At 57.4% G+C, this 22923-nt stretch carries 22 protein-coding genes; 14 read left to right on the top strand and 8 right to left on the bottom strand.

The window, feature by feature from the left end; translation table 11 throughout:
* Positions 1-13 precede the first annotated feature (13 nt).
* Positions 14-2281 (top strand): ATP-dependent Clp protease ATP-binding subunit ClpA, encoded by a 2268-nt coding sequence (gene clpA / locus BMX62_RS02550; RefSeq protein WP_090203662.1) that lies wholly within the window; start codon positions 14-16, stop codon positions 2279-2281.
* A 65-nt stretch (positions 2282-2346) separates the two neighbouring features.
* On the opposite strand, the gene infA is transcribed toward clpA, so the two are convergent.
* Positions 2347-2565, bottom strand: a complete 219-nt coding sequence (infA, locus tag BMX62_RS02545) for a translation initiation factor IF-1 (RefSeq protein ID WP_008931238.1) — start codon at positions 2563-2565, stop codon at positions 2347-2349.
* A 170-nt stretch (positions 2566-2735) separates the two neighbouring features.
* Here infA and fabD point away from each other — a divergent pair, with 170 nt between their 5' ends.
* The 13 genes from fabD to BMX62_RS02480 all read left to right on the top strand — a co-directional run bounded on the left by fabD (position 2736) and on the right by BMX62_RS02480 (position 16663).
* Positions 2736-3671, top strand: coding sequence for an ACP S-malonyltransferase (gene fabD / locus BMX62_RS02540; protein ID WP_090203659.1), 936 nt, complete (start codon positions 2736-2738; stop codon positions 3669-3671).
* 29 nt (positions 3672-3700) lie between these two features.
* Positions 3701-4444, top strand: coding sequence for a 3-oxoacyl-ACP reductase FabG (gene fabG, locus BMX62_RS02535; RefSeq protein ID WP_090203656.1), 744 nt, complete (start codon positions 3701-3703; stop codon positions 4442-4444).
* 146 nt (positions 4445-4590) lie between these two features.
* On the top strand, positions 4591-4833 hold the full coding sequence (gene acpP / locus BMX62_RS02530; RefSeq protein WP_090203651.1) for an acyl carrier protein: 243 nt from the start codon (positions 4591-4593) through the stop codon (positions 4831-4833).
* Between the two features lie 134 nt (positions 4834-4967).
* Complete coding sequence (gene fabF, locus BMX62_RS02525; RefSeq protein WP_090203647.1) at positions 4968-6206, top strand: beta-ketoacyl-ACP synthase II; 1239 nt, start codon at positions 4968-4970, stop codon at positions 6204-6206.
* A 78-nt stretch (positions 6207-6284) separates the two neighbouring features.
* Positions 6285-7094 carry an aminodeoxychorismate lyase gene (gene pabC, locus BMX62_RS02520; protein ID WP_090203643.1) on the top strand — a complete coding sequence of 270 codons (810 nt, stop codon included), beginning with the start codon at positions 6285-6287 and terminating at the stop codon, positions 7092-7094.
* Between the two features lie 107 nt (positions 7095-7201).
* A complete protein-coding gene (mltG, locus tag BMX62_RS02515) occupies positions 7202-8212 on the top strand; it encodes an endolytic transglycosylase MltG (protein ID WP_090203639.1) in 1011 nt (336 codons plus the stop codon).
* A gap of 21 nt (positions 8213-8233) precedes the next feature.
* On the top strand, positions 8234-8905 hold the full coding sequence (tmk, locus tag BMX62_RS02510; RefSeq protein ID WP_090203853.1) for a dTMP kinase: 672 nt from the start codon (positions 8234-8236) through the stop codon (positions 8903-8905).
* Positions 8893-9897, top strand: coding sequence for a DNA polymerase III subunit delta' (locus BMX62_RS02505; RefSeq protein WP_090203635.1), 1005 nt, complete (start codon positions 8893-8895; stop codon positions 9895-9897). Before tmk ends, BMX62_RS02505 begins: the two co-directional genes overlap by 13 nt.
* A gap of 10 nt (positions 9898-9907) precedes the next feature.
* Positions 9908-10249 carry a PilZ domain-containing protein gene (locus BMX62_RS02500; RefSeq protein WP_090203633.1) on the top strand — a complete coding sequence of 114 codons (342 nt, stop codon included), beginning with the start codon at positions 9908-9910 and terminating at the stop codon, positions 10247-10249.
* Between the two features lie 12 nt (positions 10250-10261).
* Positions 10262-11038: a TatD family hydrolase gene (locus BMX62_RS02495; protein WP_090203630.1), complete on the top strand. Its 777-nt coding sequence runs from the start codon at positions 10262-10264 to the stop codon at positions 11036-11038.
* A 300-nt stretch (positions 11039-11338) separates the two neighbouring features.
* Positions 11339-12733, top strand: coding sequence for a KamA family radical SAM protein (locus BMX62_RS02490; RefSeq protein ID WP_090203627.1), 1395 nt, complete (start codon positions 11339-11341; stop codon positions 12731-12733).
* Between the two features lie 118 nt (positions 12734-12851).
* On the top strand, positions 12852-14201 hold the full coding sequence (locus tag BMX62_RS02485) for an adenosylmethionine--8-amino-7-oxononanoate transaminase (protein ID WP_090203625.1): 1350 nt from the start codon (positions 12852-12854) through the stop codon (positions 14199-14201).
* 161 nt (positions 14202-14362) lie between these two features.
* Entirely contained in the window at positions 14363-16663 is a 2301-nt protein-coding gene (locus BMX62_RS02480) for an NADP-dependent malic enzyme (protein ID WP_090203622.1), read from the top strand.
* 11 nt (positions 16664-16674) lie between these two features.
* On the opposite strand, the gene BMX62_RS02475 is transcribed toward BMX62_RS02480, so the two are convergent.
* The 7 genes from BMX62_RS02475 to BMX62_RS02445 all read right to left on the bottom strand — a co-directional run bounded on the left by BMX62_RS02475 (position 16675) and on the right by BMX62_RS02445 (position 22915).
* Positions 16675-17028 carry a flagellar protein FliT gene (locus BMX62_RS02475; RefSeq protein WP_162273487.1) on the bottom strand — a complete coding sequence of 118 codons (354 nt, stop codon included), beginning with the start codon at positions 17026-17028 and terminating at the stop codon, positions 16675-16677.
* A gap of 17 nt (positions 17029-17045) precedes the next feature.
* Positions 17046-18293, bottom strand: a complete 1248-nt coding sequence (fliB, locus tag BMX62_RS02470) for a flagellin lysine-N-methylase (protein ID WP_090203617.1) — start codon at positions 18291-18293, stop codon at positions 17046-17048.
* 18 nt (positions 18294-18311) lie between these two features.
* Positions 18312-18776 (bottom strand): flagellar export chaperone FliS, encoded by a 465-nt coding sequence (gene fliS, locus BMX62_RS02465; RefSeq protein WP_090203614.1) that lies wholly within the window; start codon positions 18774-18776, stop codon positions 18312-18314.
* An 83-nt stretch (positions 18777-18859) separates the two neighbouring features.
* Positions 18860-20293 carry a flagellar filament capping protein FliD gene (gene fliD / locus BMX62_RS02460; RefSeq protein ID WP_090203611.1) on the bottom strand — a complete coding sequence of 478 codons (1434 nt, stop codon included), beginning with the start codon at positions 20291-20293 and terminating at the stop codon, positions 18860-18862.
* Between the two features lie 107 nt (positions 20294-20400).
* Positions 20401-20799 carry a flagellar protein FlaG gene (locus BMX62_RS02455; RefSeq protein WP_090203608.1) on the bottom strand — a complete coding sequence of 133 codons (399 nt, stop codon included), beginning with the start codon at positions 20797-20799 and terminating at the stop codon, positions 20401-20403.
* Positions 20800-20981: 182 nt separating this feature from the next.
* Positions 20982-21803 (bottom strand): flagellin N-terminal helical domain-containing protein, encoded by an 822-nt coding sequence (locus tag BMX62_RS02450; RefSeq protein WP_090203605.1) that lies wholly within the window; start codon positions 21801-21803, stop codon positions 20982-20984.
* A gap of 284 nt (positions 21804-22087) precedes the next feature.
* Positions 22088-22915, bottom strand: a complete 828-nt coding sequence (locus BMX62_RS02445; protein ID WP_090203602.1) for a flagellin N-terminal helical domain-containing protein — start codon at positions 22913-22915, stop codon at positions 22088-22090.
* Positions 22916-22923 lie beyond the last annotated feature (8 nt).

Here is a 22923-nt window from a genome sequence, read left to right as displayed (position 1 = left end):
CGGGTATGCGACCATGCTGAACAAAGAACTCGAGTTTTCACTGAACATGGCCTTCAAGGCCGCACGCGAGAAACGTCACGAGTTCATGACGGTGGAGCATTTACTGCTCGCCCTCACGGACAATCCAACGGCAGTCACGGTGTTCAGGGCATGTGGGGTCAACATCGACGCCTTGCGTAAGGCATTGGAAGAGTTTGTCGATGCCAATACCCCCAGGTTGCCCATGAAGGATCCCAGAGACACTCAGCCCACCCTGGGTTTCCAGCGGGTGCTGCAACGGGCGGTGTTCCATGTGCAGTCTTCGGGGCGCAAGGAAGTCACTGGGGCCAATGTGCTGGTGGCCATCTTTGGTGAACAGGAATCCCATGCGGTTTACCTGCTCAACCAGCATGATCTGGCCCGGCTGGATGTGGTGAATTACATCTCCCACGGTATTTCCAAGGTTCCAGACGAGCAACAGGAAGACGAGGGAGGGGCTGCCGGCACCAGCAGCGAGTCCCAGGAAACCGAAGACGCTGCCCGTAAAACGCCGCTGGAAAGCTTTGCCACCAATCTCAATGAGCAGGCCCGCAAAGGCAAGATCGACCCTTTGATAGGACGGGCTCACGAACTGGAACGCACGGTGCAGATTCTCTGTCGCCGCCGCAAAAATAACCCGTTGTATGTCGGGGAAGCCGGGGTGGGCAAGACCGCCATTGCCGAGGGTCTGGCCAAAAAGATTGTCGACGGTGAAGTACCCGAAGTGCTGCAGGATGCGGTGATCTACTCCCTTGACCTGGGGGCGTTGGTGGCCGGCACCAAATACCGTGGCGATTTTGAAAAACGTCTCAAGGGGGTGCTGTCCCAACTCCGGCGGCAACCGGGTACGGTGCTGTTCATTGATGAGATCCACACCATCATCGGTGCCGGCGCCGCCTCCGGCGGCGTCATGGATGCCTCGAATCTGATCAAGCCCATGCTGGCCTCTGGAGAACTCAAATGCGTCGGATCCACCACCTATCAGGAATACCGGGGTATTTTTGAAAAGGATCGGGCTTTGGCTCGCCGATTCCAGAAAATTGATGTCAACGAACCTACGGTGGATGAAACCTACGAAATTCTCAAAGGACTCAAGTCCCGTTTTGAGTCTCACCATGAGGTACGTTACACCACCAAGGCTCTACGTGCCGCAGCAGAGCTGTCCAGCCGCTATATCACTGACCGGCACTTGCCGGACAAGGCCATCGATGTCATTGACGAGGCAGGGGCCAACCGGCGTCTGCTACCGGCGAGCCAGCGGCGGAAAACCATTTCGGTGCAGGATGTGGAGAACATCGTCGCCAAAATTGCACGTATCCCCCCCAAGAGTGTGTCAGCCTCCGACATGGAGACCCTCAAGAATCTGGAACGCAATCTGAAAATGGTGGTATTTGGTCAGGAAAAGCCCATTGCCACCCTGGCCTCTGCCATCAAGATGGCCCGCTCAGGGTTGGGAGACCGGGACAAACCCATCGGCTCTTTTTTGTTTGCCGGACCCACCGGGGTGGGAAAGACAGAAGTCACCCGTCAACTGGCCCGTATTCTGGGAATCGAATTGATCCGCTTTGACATGTCCGAGTACATGGAGCGACACACGGTATCCCGTCTGATCGGGGCACCCCCTGGCTATGTGGGCTACGATGAAGGCGGTTTGCTGACCGGGGCCATCCTCAAGCATCCCCATGGTGTCCTGCTGCTGGATGAGGTGGAAAAGGCTCACCCGGACGTGTTCAATCTGCTGCTGCAGGTCATGGACCACGGCACCCTGACTGACACCAATGGTCGCAAGGTGGATTTTCGCAATGTGATCCTGGTCATGACCAGCAACGTGGGCGCGGAAGTATCCAGTCGACCCTCCATGGGCTTTACCCAGCAGGATCATTCCACTGATGCCATGGAAGTGCTTAAACGTACGTTCACCCCGGAGTTCCGTAACCGGCTTGATGCCATCATCCAGTTTGGTGCCCTGGACCCGGTGACCATTGCCAACGTAGTGGACAAGTTCCTGACCCAGCTTCAGGCCCAGCTTGACGAGAAAAAAGTGACCCTGGTGATGGACGATGAGGCCCGTTCCTGGCTGGCTGAACACGGGTACGATCCCAAGATGGGCGCCCGCCCCATGGGGCGATTGATTCAGGATCGCATCAAAAAGCCGCTGGCAGAAGAAATCCTCTTTGGTCGTTTAACCGGAGGAGGAGAAGTCCATGTCTGTGTCAGGGACAATGAACTGCACCTGGATTTTGCCGAGGAAGCCGTACACTGACAGCCCCCAGTGAGGCTTGCGCCCCACTGGGGAGAGAAGTGGTGACCCCCCTGGGAAGGATCGTGCTACTTGTTACGGTAGACGATTCTTCCCTTGGTCAGGTCGTAGGGGGTCATCTGTACGGTAACCCGGTCGCCCCGCAGAATGCGGATATAATGCTTACGCATGCGCCCGGAAATGTGAGCCGTGACCACATGGCCATTGTCCAGTTCGACGCGAAACATGGTGTTGGGCAGGTTGTCCAGCACCGTGCCTTCCATCTCGATATGATCTTCTTTCGGCATACGCCTGTATCAGGTTTGAGCAGCGAAGGCGTAATTATCAACAACCCGGCGCATAAAACAAGCACCATAAGCCCCTTTCGCCGCCGAAAATGCGCAGATAATTGCCCCAGGGTATCGGCTTTGCCTAAACTAGCCCCCCTGACCCTGATGCTTTCAAGGAATTTTCATCGATGAAACTGGCATGTGTGTTTCCAGGCCAGGGCTCCCAGTCTCTGGGTATGCTCGGTGCGCTGGCGGAAGCCTTTCCCCTGGTCCGTGAGACCTTCGACGAAGCCTCCGAGGTGCTCGACCTTGACCTGTGGGAGATGACCCAAAATGGCCCGGAAGATGACTTGAACCGCACCGAAAACACCCAGCCAGCCATGCTGGCAGCAGGTGTGGCGGTTTGGCGGGTCTGGACCGCTCAGGGGGGTGTCGAGCCGATGGTCATGGCCGGTCATAGCCTGGGTGAATATACCGCCTTGGTCTGCGCTGGAAGTCTGGATTTTGACACTGCAGTGCGTCTGGTGGCCGAACGCGGACGGTTGATGCAAAGCGCAGTCCCGGCGGGCGAAGGTGCCATGGCGGCCATTCTTGGCCTGGATGATGACCAAGTCAGAGCCGTCTGCGGTAAAGCGGCTGATGTGGGCGTGGTGGAAGCCGTCAACTTCAATGCCCCCGGACAGGTGGTGATTGCTGGTGAATCCGCAGCTGTGGAACAGGCCATTGCCCTGGCCAAAGAGGCCGGTGCCAAGCGTAGTGTAAAACTTTCGGTCAGCGTGCCCTCCCATTGCTCCCTGCTCAAGGCAGCGGCCACCAACATGCACGCACGTCTGGAATCTGTGCGGGTTGGTACACCCGCGATCCGCGTGATCCACAATGTGGATGTGGCATCCCATGTCGAACCGGATGTGATCCGTGCCGCCCTGGCCGCCCAGATCCATCGACCAGTCCGCTGGGTGGAAACCATCCGCGCCATGGCCGAAGACGGTGTGACCACCGTGGTGGAAATGGGACCGGGCAAGGCACTCACGGGTATGAACAAGCGGATCGAAAAGTCTCTGGCCACAGCCTGCGTACATGATCCAGACACTCTGGCCCATGCCTTGGCATTGGGTGGTTCCTAACAGATTTCAGGTTTTCTTGCGGAGGGTCTATGAATTTAGAAGGTGAAATTGCACTGGTTACCGGCGCCACTCGCGGCATCGGCAAGGCCATTGCCCTGGCTCTGGCTCACCAGGGGGCTGTGGTCATAGGTACCGGCACCAGCGAAAGTGGTGCCCAGACCATTTCCACCTATCTGGCTCAGGCCGGTGCCAAAGGACGAGGTATGGCGCTGGACGTGACCCAGCCCGATCAGGTGGAAACGGCGATCAAGACCATCGGTGACGAATTCGGTGGCATCAGCATTTTGGTGAACAATGCTGGCATCACCCGCGATAATCTGCTCATGCGGATGAAGGATGAGGAGTGGGATGCCATCATCCAGACCAACCTGACGGCGGTTTACCGGGTGAGCAAAGGGGTGTTGCGGGGCATGATGAAAGCCCGTAAGGGGCGTATCATCAACGTCGGTTCTGTGGTTGGGTCTTCCGGCAATGCCGGTCAGACCAACTACTCAGCAGCCAAGGCCGGCTTGCTGGGATTCACCCGTTCCCTGGCCCGTGAAGTGGGATCCAGGGGGATTACCGTCAACACAGTGGCACCTGGCTTCATTGACACCGACATGACCCGGGATCTCCCCCAGGCCCAGCGTGAAGCCCTGCTGACCCAGATTCCTCTGGGGCGCCTGGGCGCACCAGAAGAAATTGCTCAGGTGGTTGCGTTTCTTGCATCGCCTGCTGCAGCCTATGTCACCGGGGAAACCCTGCACGTGAACGGCGGTATGTTCATGGGTTAAAAAATACCGTCACCCCTCCAGCGGTCAGGGTGGGGTGGATGCTTGGCAAGAAGAAGGTGGATGGGAACAGTAGATCGACCGAAGGGATTTCACTACAATAGCGGCCCAGCTTCGGCTGCTTTTCAAATCAAGGGGATAGGCTAACCATGAGCAACATCGAAGAACGCGTCAAGAAAATCGTCGTCGAACAACTCGGCGTAAAGGAAGAGGAGGTGACCAATGCAGCTTCCTTCGTCGACGATCTGGGCGCGGATTCTCTGGACACCGTCGAGCTGGTGATGGCCCTGGAAGAGGAATTCGAAACCGAAATTCCCGACGAGGAGGCTGAAAAAATCACCACCGTGCAGCAGGCCATCGACTACATCAACGAGCACCTGCCGAGCGCCTGATCCCCAGAGTCTGGAGGATCATGCTCAACACCCGTGGCCGAGACCAGTCCCCTGATCCCGGTCCCGGGTGTTTCAAACAGCCATAGAGTCGAACTTACGGTTTCACGCCTGAACGTGAAAAAGGGGCGTTAGCATTGTCTAAACGGCGCGTAGTCATCACCGGTCTTGGCATCGTCTCGCCGGTCGGGTCCACCATCCAAACCGCATGGGACAATGTCACTGCGGGTCGCAGCGGCATCACTCCCATTGATGTCTTTGACGCTTCTCAGATGCCCGTGCGCATTTCCGGTGCTGTCCGTGATTTTAATGCGGACGATTACATCTCCCCCAAGGAACAACGGAAGATGGACACCTTCGTCCATTACGGCATGGCCGCTGGCATTCAGGCCATTCGGGACGCCGGCCTGGAAGTCACCGAGAACAATGCCGAGCGTATTGGTGTGGCCATCGGTTCCGGTATCGGCGGTCTGCCCTATATTGAAAAGAGCTACGAAGCCTTTCTCAAGGGGGGCGCCCGCAAGATTTCTCCCTTTTTTGTGCCCAGTGCCATCATCAACATGGTGGCGGGTAATCTCTCCATCATGTATGGCCTCAAAGGGCCCAATATTTCCATCGTATCCGCCTGCGCCACCGGCACCCATAACATCGGTGATGCAGCACGCATGATCAAGTACGGTGAGGTGGATGTCATGGTCGCCGGCGGGGCGGAAATGGCCACCACCCCCCTGGGTATTGGTGGGTTTGCAGCGGCTCGCGCCCTGTCCACCCGCAACGATGACCCGGAACGTGCCAGCCGGCCCTGGGACAAGGACCGTGATGGCTTTGTGCTGGGTGATGGCGCCGGCGTTCTGGTGCTGGAAGAATACGAACATGCCAAGGCTCGCGGCGCTCGCATCTATTGCGAATTGTCCGGGTTCGGCTGGAACTCCGATGCCTTCCATATGACCCAGCCTTCCACCGGGGGCGAAGGCGCCGCGGCCTGCATGTTGCAGGCGCTCAAGGATGCTGGCCTCAATGCCGATCAGGTGGATTACATCAATGCCCATGGCACTTCCACTCCAGCCGGTGACAAGGCCGAAACCATGGCCGTCAAGCGCGCCCTGGGGGATCATGCCTACAAGGTGGCCGTCAGCTCCACCAAGTCCATGACCGGTCACCTGCTGGGCGCCGCCGGCGGTATCGAAGCCGTATTTTCCGTGTTGGCCCTGGCTGAAGGGGTACTGCCGCCCACCATCAACCTGGACAACCCGGAACCTGAATGTGATCTGGACTATGTGCCCAATACGGCCCGTGATTTCCAGGGCAGTGTGGCATTGTCCAACTCCTTTGGCTTTGGTGGCACCAACGGCACTTTGGTATTCAGCAAGGTCTGAACCTGCTGTGTTCAAGCCGCCGGGCAGTCACATGCCCGGCGGCTTCGTGCAGTCAGGCCGTTGCAGGAATATGGCTTGATGATACTTGTCAATGGCCAGTCTGTTGATGTACTCCCCGTGGATGACCGGGGACTGCAATATGGAGACGGCCTGTTCGAGACCCTGCGCATCCAGGGTGGCAGGGTCTGTCATTGGCCCTTGCACCTTGAACGGTTACAGGAAGGCTGTCAGCGCCTGGGCATTGTGATGCCTCAAAGGGCACTGCTGGAGGCAGAAGCCAGCCAGGTTGCCGCCCACTATCCAGACGGGGTCCTGAAACTGGTGGTGACCCGAGGCTCCGGCCCCAGGGGATACCGTCCTCCTGACACACCATCCCCCACCCGTATCCTGATAGGTCGTCAGACCCCGGCCAGCAGGTTATGCTGGAGCAGGACAGGCGTTCAGGTCAGGATTTGCCAGATGCGTCTATCCACCAATCCGGTTCTGGCAGGGATCAAGCACCTCAATCGCCTGGAGCAGGTGCTGGCACGATCAGAATGGGCCGAAGATGATCAAGAAGGCCTGATGCTGGATGGGGACAATCATGTGGTGGAAGGCACCATGACCAACCTGTTTTTGCTTCAGGGTGGCCGATTATTCACCCCCCTTCTGGATCGTTGCGGCATAGCCGGCATCACCCGACGCCGGATCATGGCACTGGCCCAACGCAGGGGGATGGCCTGTATTCAATCCAGAATCACCCTGGATGATCTCTATCGGGCCGATGGTCTGTTCCTGTGTAATACGCTGATCGGTATCTGGCCGGTGCGTCTGCTTGAAGGACGACAACGACCAGTCCCGGATGAGGTCCATCAACTCCATCAACAGCTGGTGGATGATCAGGGATAATCCCACCAGACTTGTGACCCGCTGCCACGATGGATAATCTTGGCCAGTACCGGTGAAAATCACTCCAGGACGATCCCCTCAACCCAGGACACCCCACTCCCATTGTGATGCGACGTTTTCTGCTGCTGCTGCTCTTGCTGCCTCCGCTGATAGCCGGCGGACTGATATGGGATTATCACCGGTTTTTGCAAACGCCGGTCAAGCTGGTGGAAGCCACGGAATTTCAGGTGTCCTCCGGGGCGTCCCTGCGTCGGGTGGGGCAGGAGCTGGCTGCCGCCGGGCTGATCAACAGACCTTTGTACTGGGAAATTCAAGGTCGTCTCTTAGACCAGCAACAGGGCATCCGGGCGGGCGATTACCTGATTCAACCTGGACAGACGCCAGAAGATCTGCTGACTTTGTTCATCCGTGGCCGCACCATTCAGTACAGCTTGACCATCCCGGAAGGATGGACCTTCATGCAGATGATGCAGGCCATAGCCAACCATGAACAGATCCGTCAAACCCTGGCGCCGGAAACCTACATGGACATCATGGCGCACCTGGGGCGACCGGGGGAACATCCTGAGGGCTGGTTCTTTCCAGATACCTATTTATTCCCCCGTCACACCACAGACCTGGAAATCCTGCGGATTGCCCATCAGCGGATGGATCGGGAACTGACCCGGGCCTGGGAAAACCGCAGCGATGATTTACCCCTCAATAATGCCTACGAAGCATTGATCATGGCCTCCATTGTCGAAAAGGAAACCGGGCGTGCTGATGAGCGGGCCATGGTTTCTGCCGTGTTCAATGAACGGTTACGCCAGGGTATGCGGTTACAGACAGATCCTACGGTGATCTATGGCATCGAGCATTTTGATGGCCGTATCCGCCGCCGGGATCTGCGAACCGATACACCCTACAACACCTATACCCGTCATGGCCTGCCTCCCACCCCCATCGCCTTGCCAGGGGCAGCGGCCCTGGACGCCGCCGTCAATCCGGCACCAGCAGGGCCTTTGTTCTTCGTTGCCCGGGGGGATGGCAGCCATCATTTCTCTGAAACCTACCGGGAGCACCGGCGGGCCGTGATCAAATATCAGCTCGGCGGCGATGCCAGCCGTTACGGGCGCTGACCGGCGGAGTCCATATTGACCATCACATCCCACAACGCCGTCACGCGAGGACGGTTCATCTGTCTTGAAGGCATCGAAGGTGTGGGTAAATCCACCCATCTGAACACCGTGATTGCCCACCTTCAGGCACGGGGCATCACTGCGGTCAGTACCCGGGAACCCGGCGGCACGGTCTTGGGAGAAGCCATTCGGACCCTGCTGCTCTCTCAAGATTTCCCCCCCATGCATGGCGATACCGAACTGCTTTTAATGTTTGCCGCCCGGGCCGAACATCTGCAACGGGTCATCCTGCCCCATCTGGCTGCAGGCACCTGGGTGGTCAGTGATCGCTTTACAGATGCTACCTATGCCTATCAGGGTGGGGGCAGAGGCATTGCCCAAACCCGTATCACCCAACTGGAAAACTGGGTGCAAGGCACGTTACGGCCTGATTTGACTATTGTGCTGGATACCCAGGTATCCACCGGCCTGTCCCGGGCGGGTAAGCGGGGCGATTCAGACCGGTTTGAACAGGAAACCCTCGAATTTTTCCAGCGGGTGAGCGCCGCCTATCAGCAACGGGTTGCCCAGGATCCGGCCCGGTATCTGGTGGTAGATGCCTCAGGAACATTGGATCAGGTGCGTCATGACCTGCTCACCACTTTGGATGCTCATCCTGTATTGCAGGAATATACCGGCTCATGTCCCCCGTAAGCGCTCCCCTTTTGCCCTGGCTAGAAGATGCCTGGCAAGGTCTGCAACGGCGGCGACAGGCGGGCCGTCTGGCGCATGGATGGCTATTTACCGGCCCCACCGGCACTGGAAAATTAACCCTTGCCAGATACTTTTTGCAGGCTGTTCAATGTGAAGCGCCGGACAATCAGGGCGTGGCCTGCGGTCATTGTCATGGCTGCCGAATGTGGCAGGCTGGCACCCACCCGGATCTGATGGAACTGACCATACCTGAGGATAAAAGTCGCATTCTGGTGGAGCAAATCCGGGATTTGAAGGATTTCATGTCGTTAAGCCGCAGTCATGGCTCCCATCGCATGATCATACTCTGGCCTGCCGACGCCATGACCGACAATGCCGCCAACAGTCTGCTCAAGACCTTGGAGGAACCACCAGGAGAAGCGTTATTGATTCTGGTCAGTGCCCATCCTTCCCGTCTACCCGCTACCATTTATAGCCGTTGCCAACAACTCAAGCTGACCTTGCCAGGTCGTGTTCAAGCACGTGGCTGGTTGGCAACCCGTTTACCCACCGTTACCGAAGCGGATCTGGACGTGTTGCTGGCTTTGGCCCATGGCTCCCCCTTGCGGGCCCTGCAACTGGAAGATCAAGGGGAATTATCCCGTTGGCGCGTCCAACTGGCTGACATACTGGCGCTGATTCAGGGCAAAAAAGGCGTGGTGGAATTATCGGAACAATGGCACAAGGCACCGGTGGATCAACTCATTGATCGCCTGCACATTCTGATCAGTGATGGGGTACGATGGCACATGGTCGGGGCGGATACCGCCAGGCTGTCCGGCCTGAGTGACCTGGCCACCTTGCAACATCTAGCGGCATGCCTGGATCTGGATACCTGTCTGTATCTGCAATCTTGCCTGCTACAATGGCGGCGGCTGGCGGAAAGTCCCATCAACCCGCAGGTGCTGCTGGAAGATATACTGGTCACCTTGCGTGATCCAGCGCGGCATTAAAGGAGTTTTCATGGTAACGGGGCACAGCATTGTTTCCTTGGCAATCAAGGAAAAAGCAGCGCTTTATGCCGCCTATATGCCTTTTATAAAAAATGGCGGCCTGTTCATTCCCAGTAGCAAGGCTTACAAACTTGGCGACGAGATTTTCATGCTGCTGACCCTGATGGAAGAGCGGGAGCGGATTCCCGTGGCTGGGCGCATTATCTGGATCACCCCTCCCCGGGCCCAGGGTAATCGTACACCGGGCATCGGCGTCCAATTCAATGCCCAGGATAAGGGCGCCGCCCGCAACAAGATCGAAGGTTTGCTGGCCGGCACCCTGAACTCTGATCGTCTGACCAGCACCATGTAGGCCAATAGACTCATGCTCATTGACTCCCACTGCCACCTGGATCGTATCGACTTGAGCGGATTTGATGGAGACATGGACTGTCTCATGGATGCCGCTGCCGCCGCCGGCGTTGAACACATGCTGTGTGTCTGTATTGATATGCAGCATGTTTCGACAATTCAAGACCTGGCGGCCCGTTATCCACAAGTCTCCTGCTCGGTAGGGGTTCATCCCAGTACCCGACAAGGGGATGAACCGACCGTAGACAGGCTGGTCGCGCTGGCGGCCGACCCGAATGTGGTGGCCATTGGCGAGACCGGGCTGGATTACCACTACAATACCGGTGATCTTCAATGGCAGCGGGAACGGTTTCGGGTGCATGTACAGGCCGCCCGAGCAACGGGCAAGCCGCTGATCGTCCATAGTCGGGATGCCCGGGCCGATACCCTGGCTATTCTCAGGGAAGAAAACGCCGGCGATGTGGGCGGCGTACTGCACTGTTTCACCGAGGACTGGGACATGGCCCGTGAGGCGCTGGACCTGGGGTTTTATCTGTCTTTTTCCGGCATTGTCACGTTCCGCAATGCCGCACCATTACGGGATGTGGCACGCCAGGTGCCAGCGGATCGGCTCCTGGTGGAAACCGACGCCCCTTACCTGGCCCCGGTACCGTTTCGGGGCAAGCTCAACCATCCCGCTTTAGTCCGGCATGTGGCGGAATGTCTGGCCACCCTCAGAGGCGACAGCCTGGATCATCTGGCTGCACTGACTACAGACAATTATCGAAAACTGTTTGGTTCTGGGGCATAAATCCCGATAAATTCCGGCAAAACCCCCTGTCGGCAGCCTGGGCAAAGGCCGTCATCATGGCCAGATCACCCTTCCCCCTGACCAGGCACAACGGCGGCTTCAATTTGCAATGACCGTGCCTGATTTGTTAGGGTTGCGTCTCTTTGCTCTCAGGCCATCCTGGCCACAGCATATCTTGTGACCGCCATCAGCATGCGGTCCTTTCCGGAGATCAGGGCTGGCACGCCTGCGGCGCCCGTTCTTCCCACTGGATCAAGATTGATTTTTCGTCTGATCTGATCACAGCGTATCGGAGGCGTCATGAGTTCTGTCCTTAATTTTTACCGACACGAAGCACTGCAAGAGATCAAATCTCGTCCCTTCAAGGTCTACACCGAACGGAATTTGGAGCAGATTCCCCCATTAGCCCGTCTGTCCGAAGCCCAGCGCTTTGAAATGAAGGTGGTGGCCAGTGTGCTGCCGTTTCGGGTCAATGGATACATTATTGATGAACTGATCGACTGGGAACGGGTACCTGATGACCCGATCTATCAATTGACCTTTCCCCAGCGGGACATGCTTGACCCTGACGCCTATGAGCGCATGGCCCAGTTGCACCGCCGTGGTGCCGAACGGGCAGAGATAGCTGCCCTGGCCCAGACGTTGCGCCAAGGCCTTAATCCCCATCCGGCAGGTCAGCTGGAGCTCAACCGGCCGGTGCTCAATGGCCAGCCTCTTGAAGGGTTGCAGCATAAATACAGAGAAACCGTGTTGTTTTTCCCCACCCAGGGACAAACCTGTCATGCTTATTGCACCTTCTGTTTTCGCTGGGCCCAGTTTGTAGGGGACAAAGCACTGCGCATTGCCTCCAACCAGGGGGACGAATTACTCCATTACCTGCGCGCTCATTCAGAGGTGACGGATCTGCTGATGACGGGGGGAGATCCCATGGTCATGAAGACCCGGCATCTGGCCCAGTATCTTGAACCATTGATGGCCCCGGAACTGGATCATGTTCAAACCATTCGCATCGGCACCAAGGCGCTCACTTTCTGGCCCCATCGGTTTGTGAATGATGCCGACGCCGATGATCTGCTGATGTTGCTGGAACGTCTGGTGAAAGCGGGCAAGCATGTGGCCTTGATGGCCCACTATAACCATTGGCGGGAGATGGAAACGCCGGTAGCCAGGGAAGCCATCCGTCGGATACGTGCCACCGGGGCCGAGATCCGCAGTCAGGGCCCCTTGCTGGCCCACATCAATGATGATGCTGACACCTGGGCGCGTATGTGGCAAACCCAGGTTCGCTTGGGGATCATACCTTATTATATGTTTGGGGAACGGGACACCGGCGCCCGTCGCTACTTTGAAGTTCCCTTGGCGCGGGCGTGGGAAATTTATCGTGATGCCATGTCTCAAGTGTCCGGTCTTGCCCGCACCGCCAGAGGCCCTTCCATGAGTGCCGGTCCTGGCAAGGTAGAAATCCAGGGCGTGACGGACATTCATGGAGAAAAGGTTTTTGTGCTGCGCTTCATCCAGGGGCGTAACCCCGATTGGGTGCAACGTCCATTTTTTGCACGCTATGATGAAACAGCCACCTGGCTCAATCATCTCAAACCCGCTTTTGGGGAGGAAAAGTTCTTCTTCGAGGACGAGTATGCCGCCATCAACGCGCCCCGCCTCAAGGGGAATGCCGGCAAAACCGGGCCGGGTTGATCTAAAGAGCGAATCATGACATGGACCCGGCACCAGCAAAGTCGGTACCCATCATATGCATGGCTGGTTCGGAGCTGTTCCGATCCAGCCTTTTTTTTGCCGCTTTTTGAGTATTGTTATGAACAATCACGACCTGACCCGCCGGGATCTGGCTGTTGTCTGGCATCCCTGCACCCAAATGAAAGACCACGAACACCTACCCATGATCCCGATTCAACGTGGAGAGGGGGTGTGGCTGGAAGATTTTGACGGTAACCGTTACCTGGATGCCATCAGTTCCTGGTGGGTCAATCTATTCGGCCATGCCCACCCCTATATCAATGCAGCCATCCGTCGCCAGATGGCGGATCTGGAGCATGTGATTTTGGCGGGATTCACCCATGAACCGGTGGTGAGATTATCCGAGCGATTGGTGGCCATCACCCCGCCGGGGCTGAGCCGCTGTTTTTATGCCGATAACGGTTCTGCCGCAGTGGAAGTTGCCCTGAAAATGAGTTTTCACTACTGGCACAACCGGGGTCACAAGAAAAAAAACCGGTTTATCTGCCTGTCCAACAGCTACCACGGAGAAACCCTCGGCGCCCTGGCGGTGGGGGACGTGCCTTTGTACAAATCCACCTACGGGCCGCTGTTGATGGAGGTGATCACCGTACCTGGCCCGGACTGTTTTGGACGAAAACCTGGAGAAAGCTGTGAACAGGTGGCCGAGCGCATGTTTAAGGTCATGGAAAGCACCCTGGAAAAACACGCCCAGGAAACCTGCGCCGTGATTGTTGAACCCCTGGTGCAATGTGCCGGGGGAATGCGCATGTACCATCCCCGGTATCTGCAACTGTTACGCGATGCCTGCGACCACTACGGTGTTCACCTCATCGCCGATGAAATCGCGGTGGGATTTGGTCGAACCGGAACCCTGTTTGCCTGTGAACAGGCCATCATGACACCGGATTTTTTGTGCCTGTCCAAAGGATTGACAGGGGGCTACCTCCCCTTGTCTGTCGTCTTGACCCATGACCTGATCTACGATGCTTTTTATGACGACTACACACGCCTGACAGCTTTTTTGCATTCTCATTCCTATACCGCCAATCCACTGGCCTGCACTGCGGCACTGGCCACCCTGGACCTGTTCGAGCGAGAGGATGTCATTCAGCGCAACCACCGGCTGGCCCAGGTCATGGCCGAATCCCTGGCTCCTTTGAAGGACCATCCCCATGTGGCAGAAGTCCGTCAGCACGGCATGATCGCGGCAGTGGAAATGGTCAAGAACAAGGCCACCGGTGAACCTTACCCCTGGCAGGAACGGCGGGGCCTCACCCTTTACCAGCACGGATTGCGTCGGGGCGCCTTGCTACGCCCCCTGGGTCATGTGAGTTATTTGATGCCCCCCTATGTGATCACCGAGGCACAGATTCAGTTTTTGGCCCAGGTGCTGGCCGAAGGCATTGACCTGGCCTGCCGGGATTGAGGGTCCTGACGGCAAAAGGTACGCATAATGTCTATTATGTTAAATCGCAGGTGACCAGGAATCCAAAGATGCCTGCCTGCTCCTGGATGCGAAAAATCTCCCGAACCCTGATAATACGCCCATTATCTCCATTTCGATAGCCGCAGAGATTCACCGCCCCAATGGACAAAACCTCCCTGGACCAGGCCGCACTGGATTACCACTACTATCCCACCCCCGGCAAGATTTCGGTGGTGCCCACCAAGGGACTCACCAATCAGCGGGATCTGGCCCTGGCCTACTCCCCCGGTGTGGCGGCAGCCTCCCGCCTGATTGCCCAGGACCCCAGCCAGGTCAGCCGCCTCACCGCCAGGGCCAATCTGGTGGGGGTGATCACCAACGGCACCGCCGTTCTGGGCCTGGGTGCCGTCGGCCCGCTGGCGGCCAAGCCGGTTATGGAAGGCAAAGGCGTCCTGTTCAAAAAATTCGCCAATATCGACGTATTCGATATCGAACTGGACGAACAGGACCCGTCCAAACTGGTGGACATCATCGCCGCCATGGAACCCACCTTCGGCGGCATCAACCTGGAAGACATCAAGGCCCCGGAATGTTTTTATATCGAGCAAAAACTGCGGGAACGGATGCGTATTCCGGTCTTTCATGACGACCAGCATGGCACTGCCATCGTGGTGGCCGCCGCCGTCCTCAATGCCATGCAGCTCACCCGCAAAGACCTCACCAGCATCAAACTGGTCACCTCCGGCGCCGGCGCTGCCGCCCTGGCCTGCCTGGACCTGCTGGTGACCATGGGCCTGCCCGAAGACAACATCTGGATCAGTGACATTCATGGCGTGGTCTATCAGGGCCGCCCCGAAGACATGGACAGCTACAAGGCCCGCTACGCCAAATCCACCGACGCCCGCACCCTGGGCCAGATCATCGACGGCGCCGATGTCTTTTTGGGGCTATCCGCTGGCGGGGTACTCAAACCCGACATGGTGGCCCGCATGGCCCCCAATCCCCTGATCATGGCCCTGGCCAACCCGGACCCGGAAATCCTGCCCGAAGAAGTCATGGCGGTGCGGGATGATGCCATGATCGCCACCGGACGTTCCGATTACCCCAATCAGGTGAATAATGTCCTGTGTTTCCCGTTCATTTTCCGGGGCGCCCTGGATGTAGGCGCCACCACCATCACCAAGGAAATGCAGATTGCGGCGGTCAAATCCCTGGCGGAACTGGCCAGGGCAGAACCCTCCGACGTGGTGGCCAAAGCCTACGGGGATGAAGGGCTGCGATTTGGTGCCAATTACCTGATTCCCAAACCCTTCGACCCCCGTCTGATTGTCAAGATTGCCCCCATGGTGGCCAAGGCGGCCATGGACTCCGGGGTGGCCACGGCCCCCATGGACGCCCTGTGGACCTACCGGGACCACCTGAACAATTTTGTCTATCAGTCCGGTTTTGTGATGAAACCGGTATTTGCCGCCGCCAAGGCCGCCCCCCGGCGGGTGATCTATGCCGAAGGGGAAGACGAGCGGGTATTGCGGGCGGTGCAAACCGTACTGGAAGAAGGTCTGGCCCATCCCATTGTGGTGGGTCGCCCGGAAGTGATCGAATCCCGCATTGAACGCATTGGCCTGAACCTGCGCCCTGGTGAGGATTTTGAACTGGTCAACCCGGCCTCCGATGGCCGGTTTCGGACCCTGTGGGCTGAATACCATGACATCATGGGACGCAAGGGCATCACCCCGGACATTGCCAAATATCGCATCCGCAGCAACAACACCCTCATCAGCGCCATGCTGTTACGCAACGGCGACGCCGACGCCATGGTCTGCGGCATGGTGGGCCAGCATGGTTATCATCTTCAGTTCATCAAGGATGTCATCGGTCTGGCCCCTGGTGTCCAGACCTTTGCCACCATGAACCTGCTGATGCTGCCCCATCGCACCCTGTTTTTATGTGACACCTACGTCAACGAGAACCCAGACGCCGCCACCGTTGCCGAAATCACCCTGATGGCCGCCGAAGAAGTGCGTAATTTTGGCCTCACGCCCAAGGTGGCCCTGGTGTCCCATTCCAATTTTGGCAGCGTCCCTTCCGAAGCCGCCCGCAAAATGAGTCAGGCCAGGAGTCTGCTGGAAACCCTGGACCCGGATCTGGAAGTGGATGGAGAAATGCACGCCGATGCGGCGCTCAAGGAAGACATTCGGGAACAACTGATTCAGGGCTGTCGGCTCAAGGGCGAGGCCAATCTGCTGGTGATGCCCAACATCGACGCCGCCAACATTTCCTTCAATCTGCTCAAGGCCGCCAGTGGTGAAGGCATCAGCGTTGGCCCGATCCTGCTGGGTTCTGCCCGCCCGGTACATATCCTCAACGAAACCGCCTCGGTGCGCCGCCTGGTGAACATCACCGCCCTGGCAGTGGTGGATGCCAATCAGGCGGACAAGCGGCGGGAAACTCAAGAAGAATAATCAAAAACCCGTCACTCTCCCTGTTCCACCCTGGCATACATTCTGGCCCCGGCTGCGCTGTGCTTTGCCTGGCGCAGCGCCCGGCCTGCCTCGTCCCTGGCCTGCTCCAGCAGCGGCAGCAATTCCTGGTCCAAAGCCTGAATGGCCTGTAACCGCTCAAACAGCTTCTCTCCGACCCCGTCCTCTGCTGACAAGGCCAGCTCCCCCACCTGAATACGCTGAGCCAGCGCGGTGCGCTCCGCCTCATTGAGGGCGACATTATCCCAGTCTTCCTGCCGCGCCAGCTCAAGACTACGCCGGGACAAGGCCTCCAGTGCCTCAGCGGCGGCCATGATCGCTTCGATTTCATCACTACCCGATGCCATAACGCCGATTCCTGCCATCAATTTTTGATCAAAATGGCCATGTGAGCCATGGTCAACAGATTCTGCTTTTCCATTTCCTGATACACCCAGGTCACAAACCCCTGGTTATGCTCCACCGACTTGACAAACTTCTGGATCACCATCACCACGTCAGTCTCGTCAAACTCCGCTTTTCTCACCCCGGCCCGCCCGATCAACAGCAATTTGATCAGGGCAAAACTCAGCACCATCATCCCGTAACTGTCAAACAGGGTTTTCTGGGTCAGGGGGAAAAGCCGGATGAAGACATAATTCACCAGATAATTTTCGAGAATGTACTCCCGTGACCCCATAAATGGCAGATACCATTGCTCATAGACCTGCTGGTAACGCCGGGTGTTGTCATCCAGGGTCTGCTCCGGGTCAAAACCGATCCCCGTGGCAAAATCCTCCATCACCCCGGCCAGGGATTCCACCTGCCCGGATTTGGCATCCATCTGGGACTTGGCCTCGATGATCTGACGGGCCATCTCCATCTGCACCGTGGGATTGGCAGGCACATCCGCCAGAAATTCCTGATACAGATTGGAGACGATCCGATGGGTGCAGGTGTCGATTTCAGCAGGAATGGCGTGATAATCCCCTTGATTCACCACCTCCTGCAGCCGGGCATAAAACATCCCCAGCACGATCAACCGTTCCCAAAGCTGAAAATCACGGGTTTTGAGCACCTGCACCGTAAACGCCCGCAACTCGAAAAAATAATCCACATAGGGGCGGGTCTTGCGCTCCTGGTCAAAATCTAGAACACAACTGAACAGGTGACGTTCAGTGATATCAATATCGGTTTCCAAAAAATCAATCCCCTGGGGTCGGAGCAAGGCGGTTTTTGCCGCCAGAGGACAGGAAAAACTCAAAAACCGCTCCAGGGGAAATCCCTTGATGAAGGCGGTGGAGCGGGGATAAATCATGCAGACATTACAAAGATGACGCTCTCCCAGCTTTTGCTGGATGCCGCAGAACTTCTCGGGGGTCAAAAACACACACTGGCGCTTTTTTTTGTCCAGCACCAGCTTGCCATAATTTTGATCATTGTCCCCCCTGCGATTGCGCTTGACGTACTTCTTGATCAAGGGGGTCAGTTCCCGGTCATGAACCGCTCGCAGACGTTTAAAATGCAACTCGTCCACACTGATTCTCCAACTGCCCTGACAACAGTTGTCGGGACAGTTGGGGCCATCGCAGCGAAAGTCCTCCAGGTAACTGGGTACGAATGCTCGGGTCATGAAGGGGGTTCCCCTTTTTTAAGATGAGCGGCTTTCCTCGCCGGAGACCTGGGACACCTCGGCCACCGGCTCAGCCACTGGCGTATTCAAATGGGCCTGGGGATTCTTGCGGGCCTCCATGGGAATGGACTTCCACGCATCCCGAATCTCCGCCAGCAACTGCGACACCTCGTCAATGATCTCCACATCATCCCTGGCATTGGCGACCACCAACCGCCGCTGCATGTAGTCATACAGGGCATCCAGATTCTGGGCAATCTCACCCCGTTCCAGATCCAGTCCGCCCCTGAGTCCCCCGATGATGTCAAAGGCTTTGCCAATCAGCTTGATCTTCGCGGCCCGGTTGCCATGCATCACGGCACCCCGCGCCTGGGCCAATCGATCGATACCGCCGTCAAACAGCATCTCGATCAGACGATGGGGATCAGCAAAGGTGGCGCCAGCGGCGCCCACCTGCTGATATTGATTGATCGCTTTATGCATGGCCATCCTCCCGGTCAAAAGGCTCAAAACATCTTAACGCTTCTGACCCTATGTCGGCCAATGGGGCAAAATCTGAAGCCACACTAGCGACGGGCGGCCCGGGTATTGGCCTGCATCAAAGCCATCTGATTACTGAGAAAATCACTGGTCTGGTTCATCTGCGCCACCATGGCGTCCATGGCGGAAAACTGGGAAATCAGCCGCATCTCCAGGCGCTCCATGCTGTAATCCAGCCGTTCCCGCTGATCCTCGATGCCCCGCAATTGCCGTTGCAGACTGTCGTTACGGGAATTGATGGGGCTGTCCCGGCCCGTGAAGTTATCCACGAACCCCCCCAGGCGCTTGGCCAGACCATGATCCCCATCGGTGAAGAAACTGACCAGGGCTTCCCGATCCTCCGACAGCCGCTGGGTCAGCCGGGCATCATCAATTTTAAGGGTGCCGTCCTTTTCGGTACTGATGCCCATATCCGCCAGGATTCTCACCGGGCTGTCCGTCGGCCCCACCGGATCGCTGATGATCCGGTACAGCTGGGTCTGGACCGACCGCAGGGTGGCATCCCCGTTAAGCAGACCGGCGGTATTGGAATCCTTGTCAAAGGCCCCCAGCCGGGAAAATTCCCCAATCAGGGTATTGTAAGCCTTGACGAAATCCTCCACCGCTGTGCGGGCAGCGCCCTGCTTTTCCCCCACAATCACCCGGCTATCCCCCGTGCTGGACAGGGTCAGGGTCACGCCATCGATGGCATTGCTGATCTCGTTGGTACTGCGGGTCACCGTCATGCCGTCGATCTGAACCTCGGCATCCCGGGCCTGCCGCAGCAGGGTGAAACCACCATCGGTATCGTTCTGGGCCAGACCGGACATGGTCGCGGCAAAGTTTCCGATCAGACTGCTGGGATCATCGGCATTCACGGCAATCCCCGTCACCGCATTGGCCTGGCCGGTCTCGGCAGAAGTCAAAATCATCCGGGGACCACTGCCATCATCCACCACCGATGCCGTCAGCCGGCTGGACTGGCTATTGATGGCTGCCGCCCAGCTATTCAGGGACGATGAGGCACCATCGGCAATGGTGATGGTTTCAGAGCCACCGCCCTCAAAACTGAAGGTCATCTCCCCGGACCCCAGGGCGGTGCCCGAAGCGGAAAAATCCGTCACACCAGAGAACATATCCGCTCGGGTGACCATCCGCTGGGCCTGGGCCAGGTGGACCACATTCACATCGTAATTACCCAAGGGGGCCGTGCTGGTGCCGGTGGCCGACAGCACCCCTTCGGAGGTCACTCTGGTTTCAATCTGGCGAAATGTTGACGCCTGATTCAATTTATTGGCAGCATCGCCGAAGGTGGCCAGGGCGCTTCTAAGCCGGCCCAGCCCGGACATCTGATCCTTGATCCGGGTTTCACTGCGTTCGATCTGCATTTCCCTGGGCTTACGCTCGGCGGCCACCAACTGATCCACCAGGCCCCGGATATCAATCCCGGAACCCACACCCATTGCGCTGATTGTTGACATCACGACCTCCCGGTAATCGCAAAACCTCGACTCAAGGGCAAACGACCACCTTTATGCATGGTTTTACTGGAACACTCCCGGGCAAAAAATAAGCAATAAAGATGCCATCAAGCCTGTTCCTTGACCAGGAGTCCCTCTTTCACTTCTTCCAGGTGTGCCACAATGGCCAAAAACTCCTCCGGTGGCACCTGTCGGATCAATTCCTGGGTATGGCGATCAAAGACCTTGACGATGGTATGTCCTGTGGCGTCGTCAATGGAAAATTCCAGGTCGCGCTGGATGACCTGGACAAAATCGTTGATCTGTTCCACGGCAGCATCCAGAGCGTGGGTCTTGTTGGGATCGGCATCTGCCGGATCACGTCCCTTGAAAGCCAGGGGATCGGATACGGGGGGGGGCATATTGGGGGACTGGGCCGGGACAGGCTTGCCCCCCGGCGGTGAGGTGCCGGATCGGGATGCCGATCGGTCTATCGTCGGCGACATGGGGTTGGCGTGAATATCCATCTGTCACCAGTCCTCCGCAAGGTACCCCGTCCATCAGGGCGGGGAGGGATGACGACTGTGGTATGACAGCCGCCGGAACAGGGCGAGCCTACCACATTTGACCGTTGGACTCAGGCAGGCCCAGGGGGGCTTTCCCCCCTGAGCCGTTGTGGTGGACAGGCGTACCGCCCCTTTAGTTTACATCATTGCAGCAGCGACATGATGTTGTTGGGGTTCTGGTTGGCCTGGGCCAGCACCGAAGTCCCTGCCTGCTGCAGGATCTGGTAGCGGGTCAGGTTCGCCGTCTCCTGGGCAAAGTCCGCATCCACAATCCGCGAACGGGACGCCGACAGGTTCTCCGCCGTGTTGGTGATGGTCATCACTGCCGATTCCAGGCGGTTCTGTACTGCGCCCAGATCGGCGCGGAATGCATTCACAGTATTCAGGGCAGCACTGATTGTAGTAATCGCTGCAGGAGCACCGCCAGAAGTGGCAACAGTTGCAGCGTCAATACCAAGCCCACCAGCACTAAATTCTGTATCAAAATTAAAACCAATCACTTGTCCATTATTGGCGCCAACCTGGAAATTAATACTGCCACCATCATTCAACACACTAGTACCATTGAACAAGGTCTGTTCTGCCACCCTGGTAATTTCAGCCCTCAGGGCCGAAAATTCCGCCTGCATGGCAGCTCTATCCCCCGCATCCTGATAGGTGCCGTTAGATGACTGCACCGCCAGCTCCCGCATCCGTTGCAGATTGGCGGTGATTTCCTTGAGTGCCCCTTCTGCCGTCTGAATCATGGAAATCCCGTCATTGGCGTTGCGCGCCGCCTGATTCAAACCCCGAATCTGGGCCGTCATCCGCTCGCTCACCGCCAGACCTGCCGCATCGTCCTTGGCCCGGTTGATCCGCAGACCCGAGGACAGGCGCTCAAAGGTCTGGGTCATTTTCCCCTGGGTGATGTTCAGATTACGCTGAGCATTCAGGGAAGGAACATTCGTATTGATAACCTGTGCCATGATGGCGCTCCTTTTGGTCGTGGCAAGCCGGCCAGCTGATGACCCGTACCTGCCATGATGAGGACAATCTTTTCCGGTGCCGGCAGCTTTTTGCCACCGCTCAGACTCCTTATCGGCCCCGAAGCGGTAAGCTTTAGCCCTCAAGGGGCATTTTTTTGCCGCTCATGGGCCACGGAAGCCCATCGAACCCCCGTCACATCGGCGCGGCCTGCGCTTTTGCAACAACGGGAGTCCCACAACCATGAGACTCCCGTCGGGTTCACACCACTAAAACAACTGCCGGATTACTGCAGCAAGGACATGATGTTGTTGGGGTTCTGGTTGGCCTGGGCCAGCACCGAAGTCCCTGCCTGCTGCAGGATCTGGTAGCGGGTCAGGTTCGCCGTCTCCTGGGCAAAGTCCGCATCCATAATCCGCGAACGGGACGCCGACAGGTTTTCCGCCGTGTTGGTGATGGTCATCACTGCCGATTCCAGGCGATTTTGCAATGCGCCCAGATCAGCGCGGAAGGCGTTGACTGCATCCAGAGCATCATCTAATTCACCAATAGCATCGGTTGCATCAGCGACGTCTCCTACGCCGGTACCAATAGCAACACCAGCCACTGATGCTGCTGTAAATGTTTTATCAAAATCAAAAGTAATGGTTTGATTTTCATTCGCGCCAATTTGAAAAATCTTTTCGCCACCAGAGTTAAGCACCGCAGTCCCATTAAACTCAGTAGCTGTCCCAATACGCCCAATTTCTGCCGCCAGAGCGTCAAACTCTGCCTGCATGGCGGTACGGTCCCCAGTATCCTGATAAGTGCCGTTAGCCGACTGCACTGCCAACTCCCGCATCCGCTGCAGATTAGCAGTAATCTCCTTGAGTCCACCTTCCGTGGTCTGAATCATGGACACCGCATCGTTGGCGTTGCGAGCTGCCTGATTCAGACCCCGAATCTGGGCCGTCATCCGCTCGCTCACCGCCAGACCTGCTGCATCGTCCTTGGCCCGGTTGATCCGCAGGCCCGAGGACAGACGCTCAAACGTCTGCGTCATCTTCCCCTGGGTGATATTCAAATTCCGTTGCGCGTTCAGCGATGGAACATTCGTGTTGATGACCTGTGCCATGACGGCGC

The sequence above is a fragment of the Ectothiorhodospira magna genome (genome assembly GCF_900110965.1).
Lineage (GTDB): Bacteria > Pseudomonadota > Gammaproteobacteria > Ectothiorhodospirales > Ectothiorhodospiraceae > Ectothiorhodospira > Ectothiorhodospira magna.
This window is presented reverse-complemented; position numbering and strand designations above follow the sequence as displayed.

What these genes read in the sequence shown, in the direction of transcription:
- clpA (WP_090203662.1), top strand. Translation starts at nt 14, where the DNA reads ATGCTGAACAAAGAACTCGAGTTTTCACTGAACATGGCCTTCAAGGCC.
- infA (WP_008931238.1), bottom strand. Translation starts at nt 2,565, where the DNA reads ATGCCGAAAGAAGATCATATCGAGATGGAAGGCACGGTGCTGGACAAC.
- fabD (WP_090203659.1), top strand. Translation starts at nt 2,736, where the DNA reads ATGAAACTGGCATGTGTGTTTCCAGGCCAGGGCTCCCAGTCTCTGGGT.
- fabG (WP_090203656.1), top strand. Translation starts at nt 3,701, where the DNA reads ATGAATTTAGAAGGTGAAATTGCACTGGTTACCGGCGCCACTCGCGGC.
- acpP (WP_090203651.1), top strand. Translation starts at nt 4,591, where the DNA reads ATGAGCAACATCGAAGAACGCGTCAAGAAAATCGTCGTCGAACAACTC.
- pabC (WP_090203643.1), top strand. Translation starts at nt 6,285, where the DNA reads ATGATACTTGTCAATGGCCAGTCTGTTGATGTACTCCCCGTGGATGAC.
- mltG (WP_090203639.1), top strand. Translation starts at nt 7,202, where the DNA reads ATGCGACGTTTTCTGCTGCTGCTGCTCTTGCTGCCTCCGCTGATAGCC.
- BMX62_RS02505 (WP_090203635.1), top strand. Translation starts at nt 8,893, where the DNA reads ATGTCCCCCGTAAGCGCTCCCCTTTTGCCCTGGCTAGAAGATGCCTGG.
- BMX62_RS02500 (WP_090203633.1), top strand. Translation starts at nt 9,908, where the DNA reads ATGGTAACGGGGCACAGCATTGTTTCCTTGGCAATCAAGGAAAAAGCA.
- BMX62_RS02495 (WP_090203630.1), top strand. Translation starts at nt 10,262, where the DNA reads ATGCTCATTGACTCCCACTGCCACCTGGATCGTATCGACTTGAGCGGA.
- BMX62_RS02490 (WP_090203627.1), top strand. Translation starts at nt 11,339, where the DNA reads ATGAGTTCTGTCCTTAATTTTTACCGACACGAAGCACTGCAAGAGATC.
- BMX62_RS02485 (WP_090203625.1), top strand. Translation starts at nt 12,852, where the DNA reads ATGAACAATCACGACCTGACCCGCCGGGATCTGGCTGTTGTCTGGCAT.
- BMX62_RS02480 (WP_090203622.1), top strand. Translation starts at nt 14,363, where the DNA reads ATGGACAAAACCTCCCTGGACCAGGCCGCACTGGATTACCACTACTAT.
- BMX62_RS02475 (WP_162273487.1), bottom strand. Translation starts at nt 17,028, where the DNA reads ATGGCATCGGGTAGTGATGAAATCGAAGCGATCATGGCCGCCGCTGAG.
- fliB (WP_090203617.1), bottom strand. Translation starts at nt 18,293, where the DNA reads ATGACCCGAGCATTCGTACCCAGTTACCTGGAGGACTTTCGCTGCGAT.
- fliS (WP_090203614.1), bottom strand. Translation starts at nt 18,776, where the DNA reads ATGCATAAAGCGATCAATCAATATCAGCAGGTGGGCGCCGCTGGCGCC.
- fliD (WP_090203611.1), bottom strand. Translation starts at nt 20,293, where the DNA reads ATGTCAACAATCAGCGCAATGGGTGTGGGTTCCGGGATTGATATCCGG.
- BMX62_RS02455 (WP_090203608.1), bottom strand. Translation starts at nt 20,799, where the DNA reads ATGGATATTCACGCCAACCCCATGTCGCCGACGATAGACCGATCGGCA.
- BMX62_RS02450 (WP_090203605.1), bottom strand. Translation starts at nt 21,803, where the DNA reads ATGGCACAGGTTATCAATACGAATGTTCCTTCCCTGAATGCTCAGCGT.
- BMX62_RS02445 (WP_090203602.1), bottom strand. Translation starts at nt 22,915, where the DNA reads ATGGCACAGGTCATCAACACGAATGTTCCATCGCTGAACGCGCAACGG.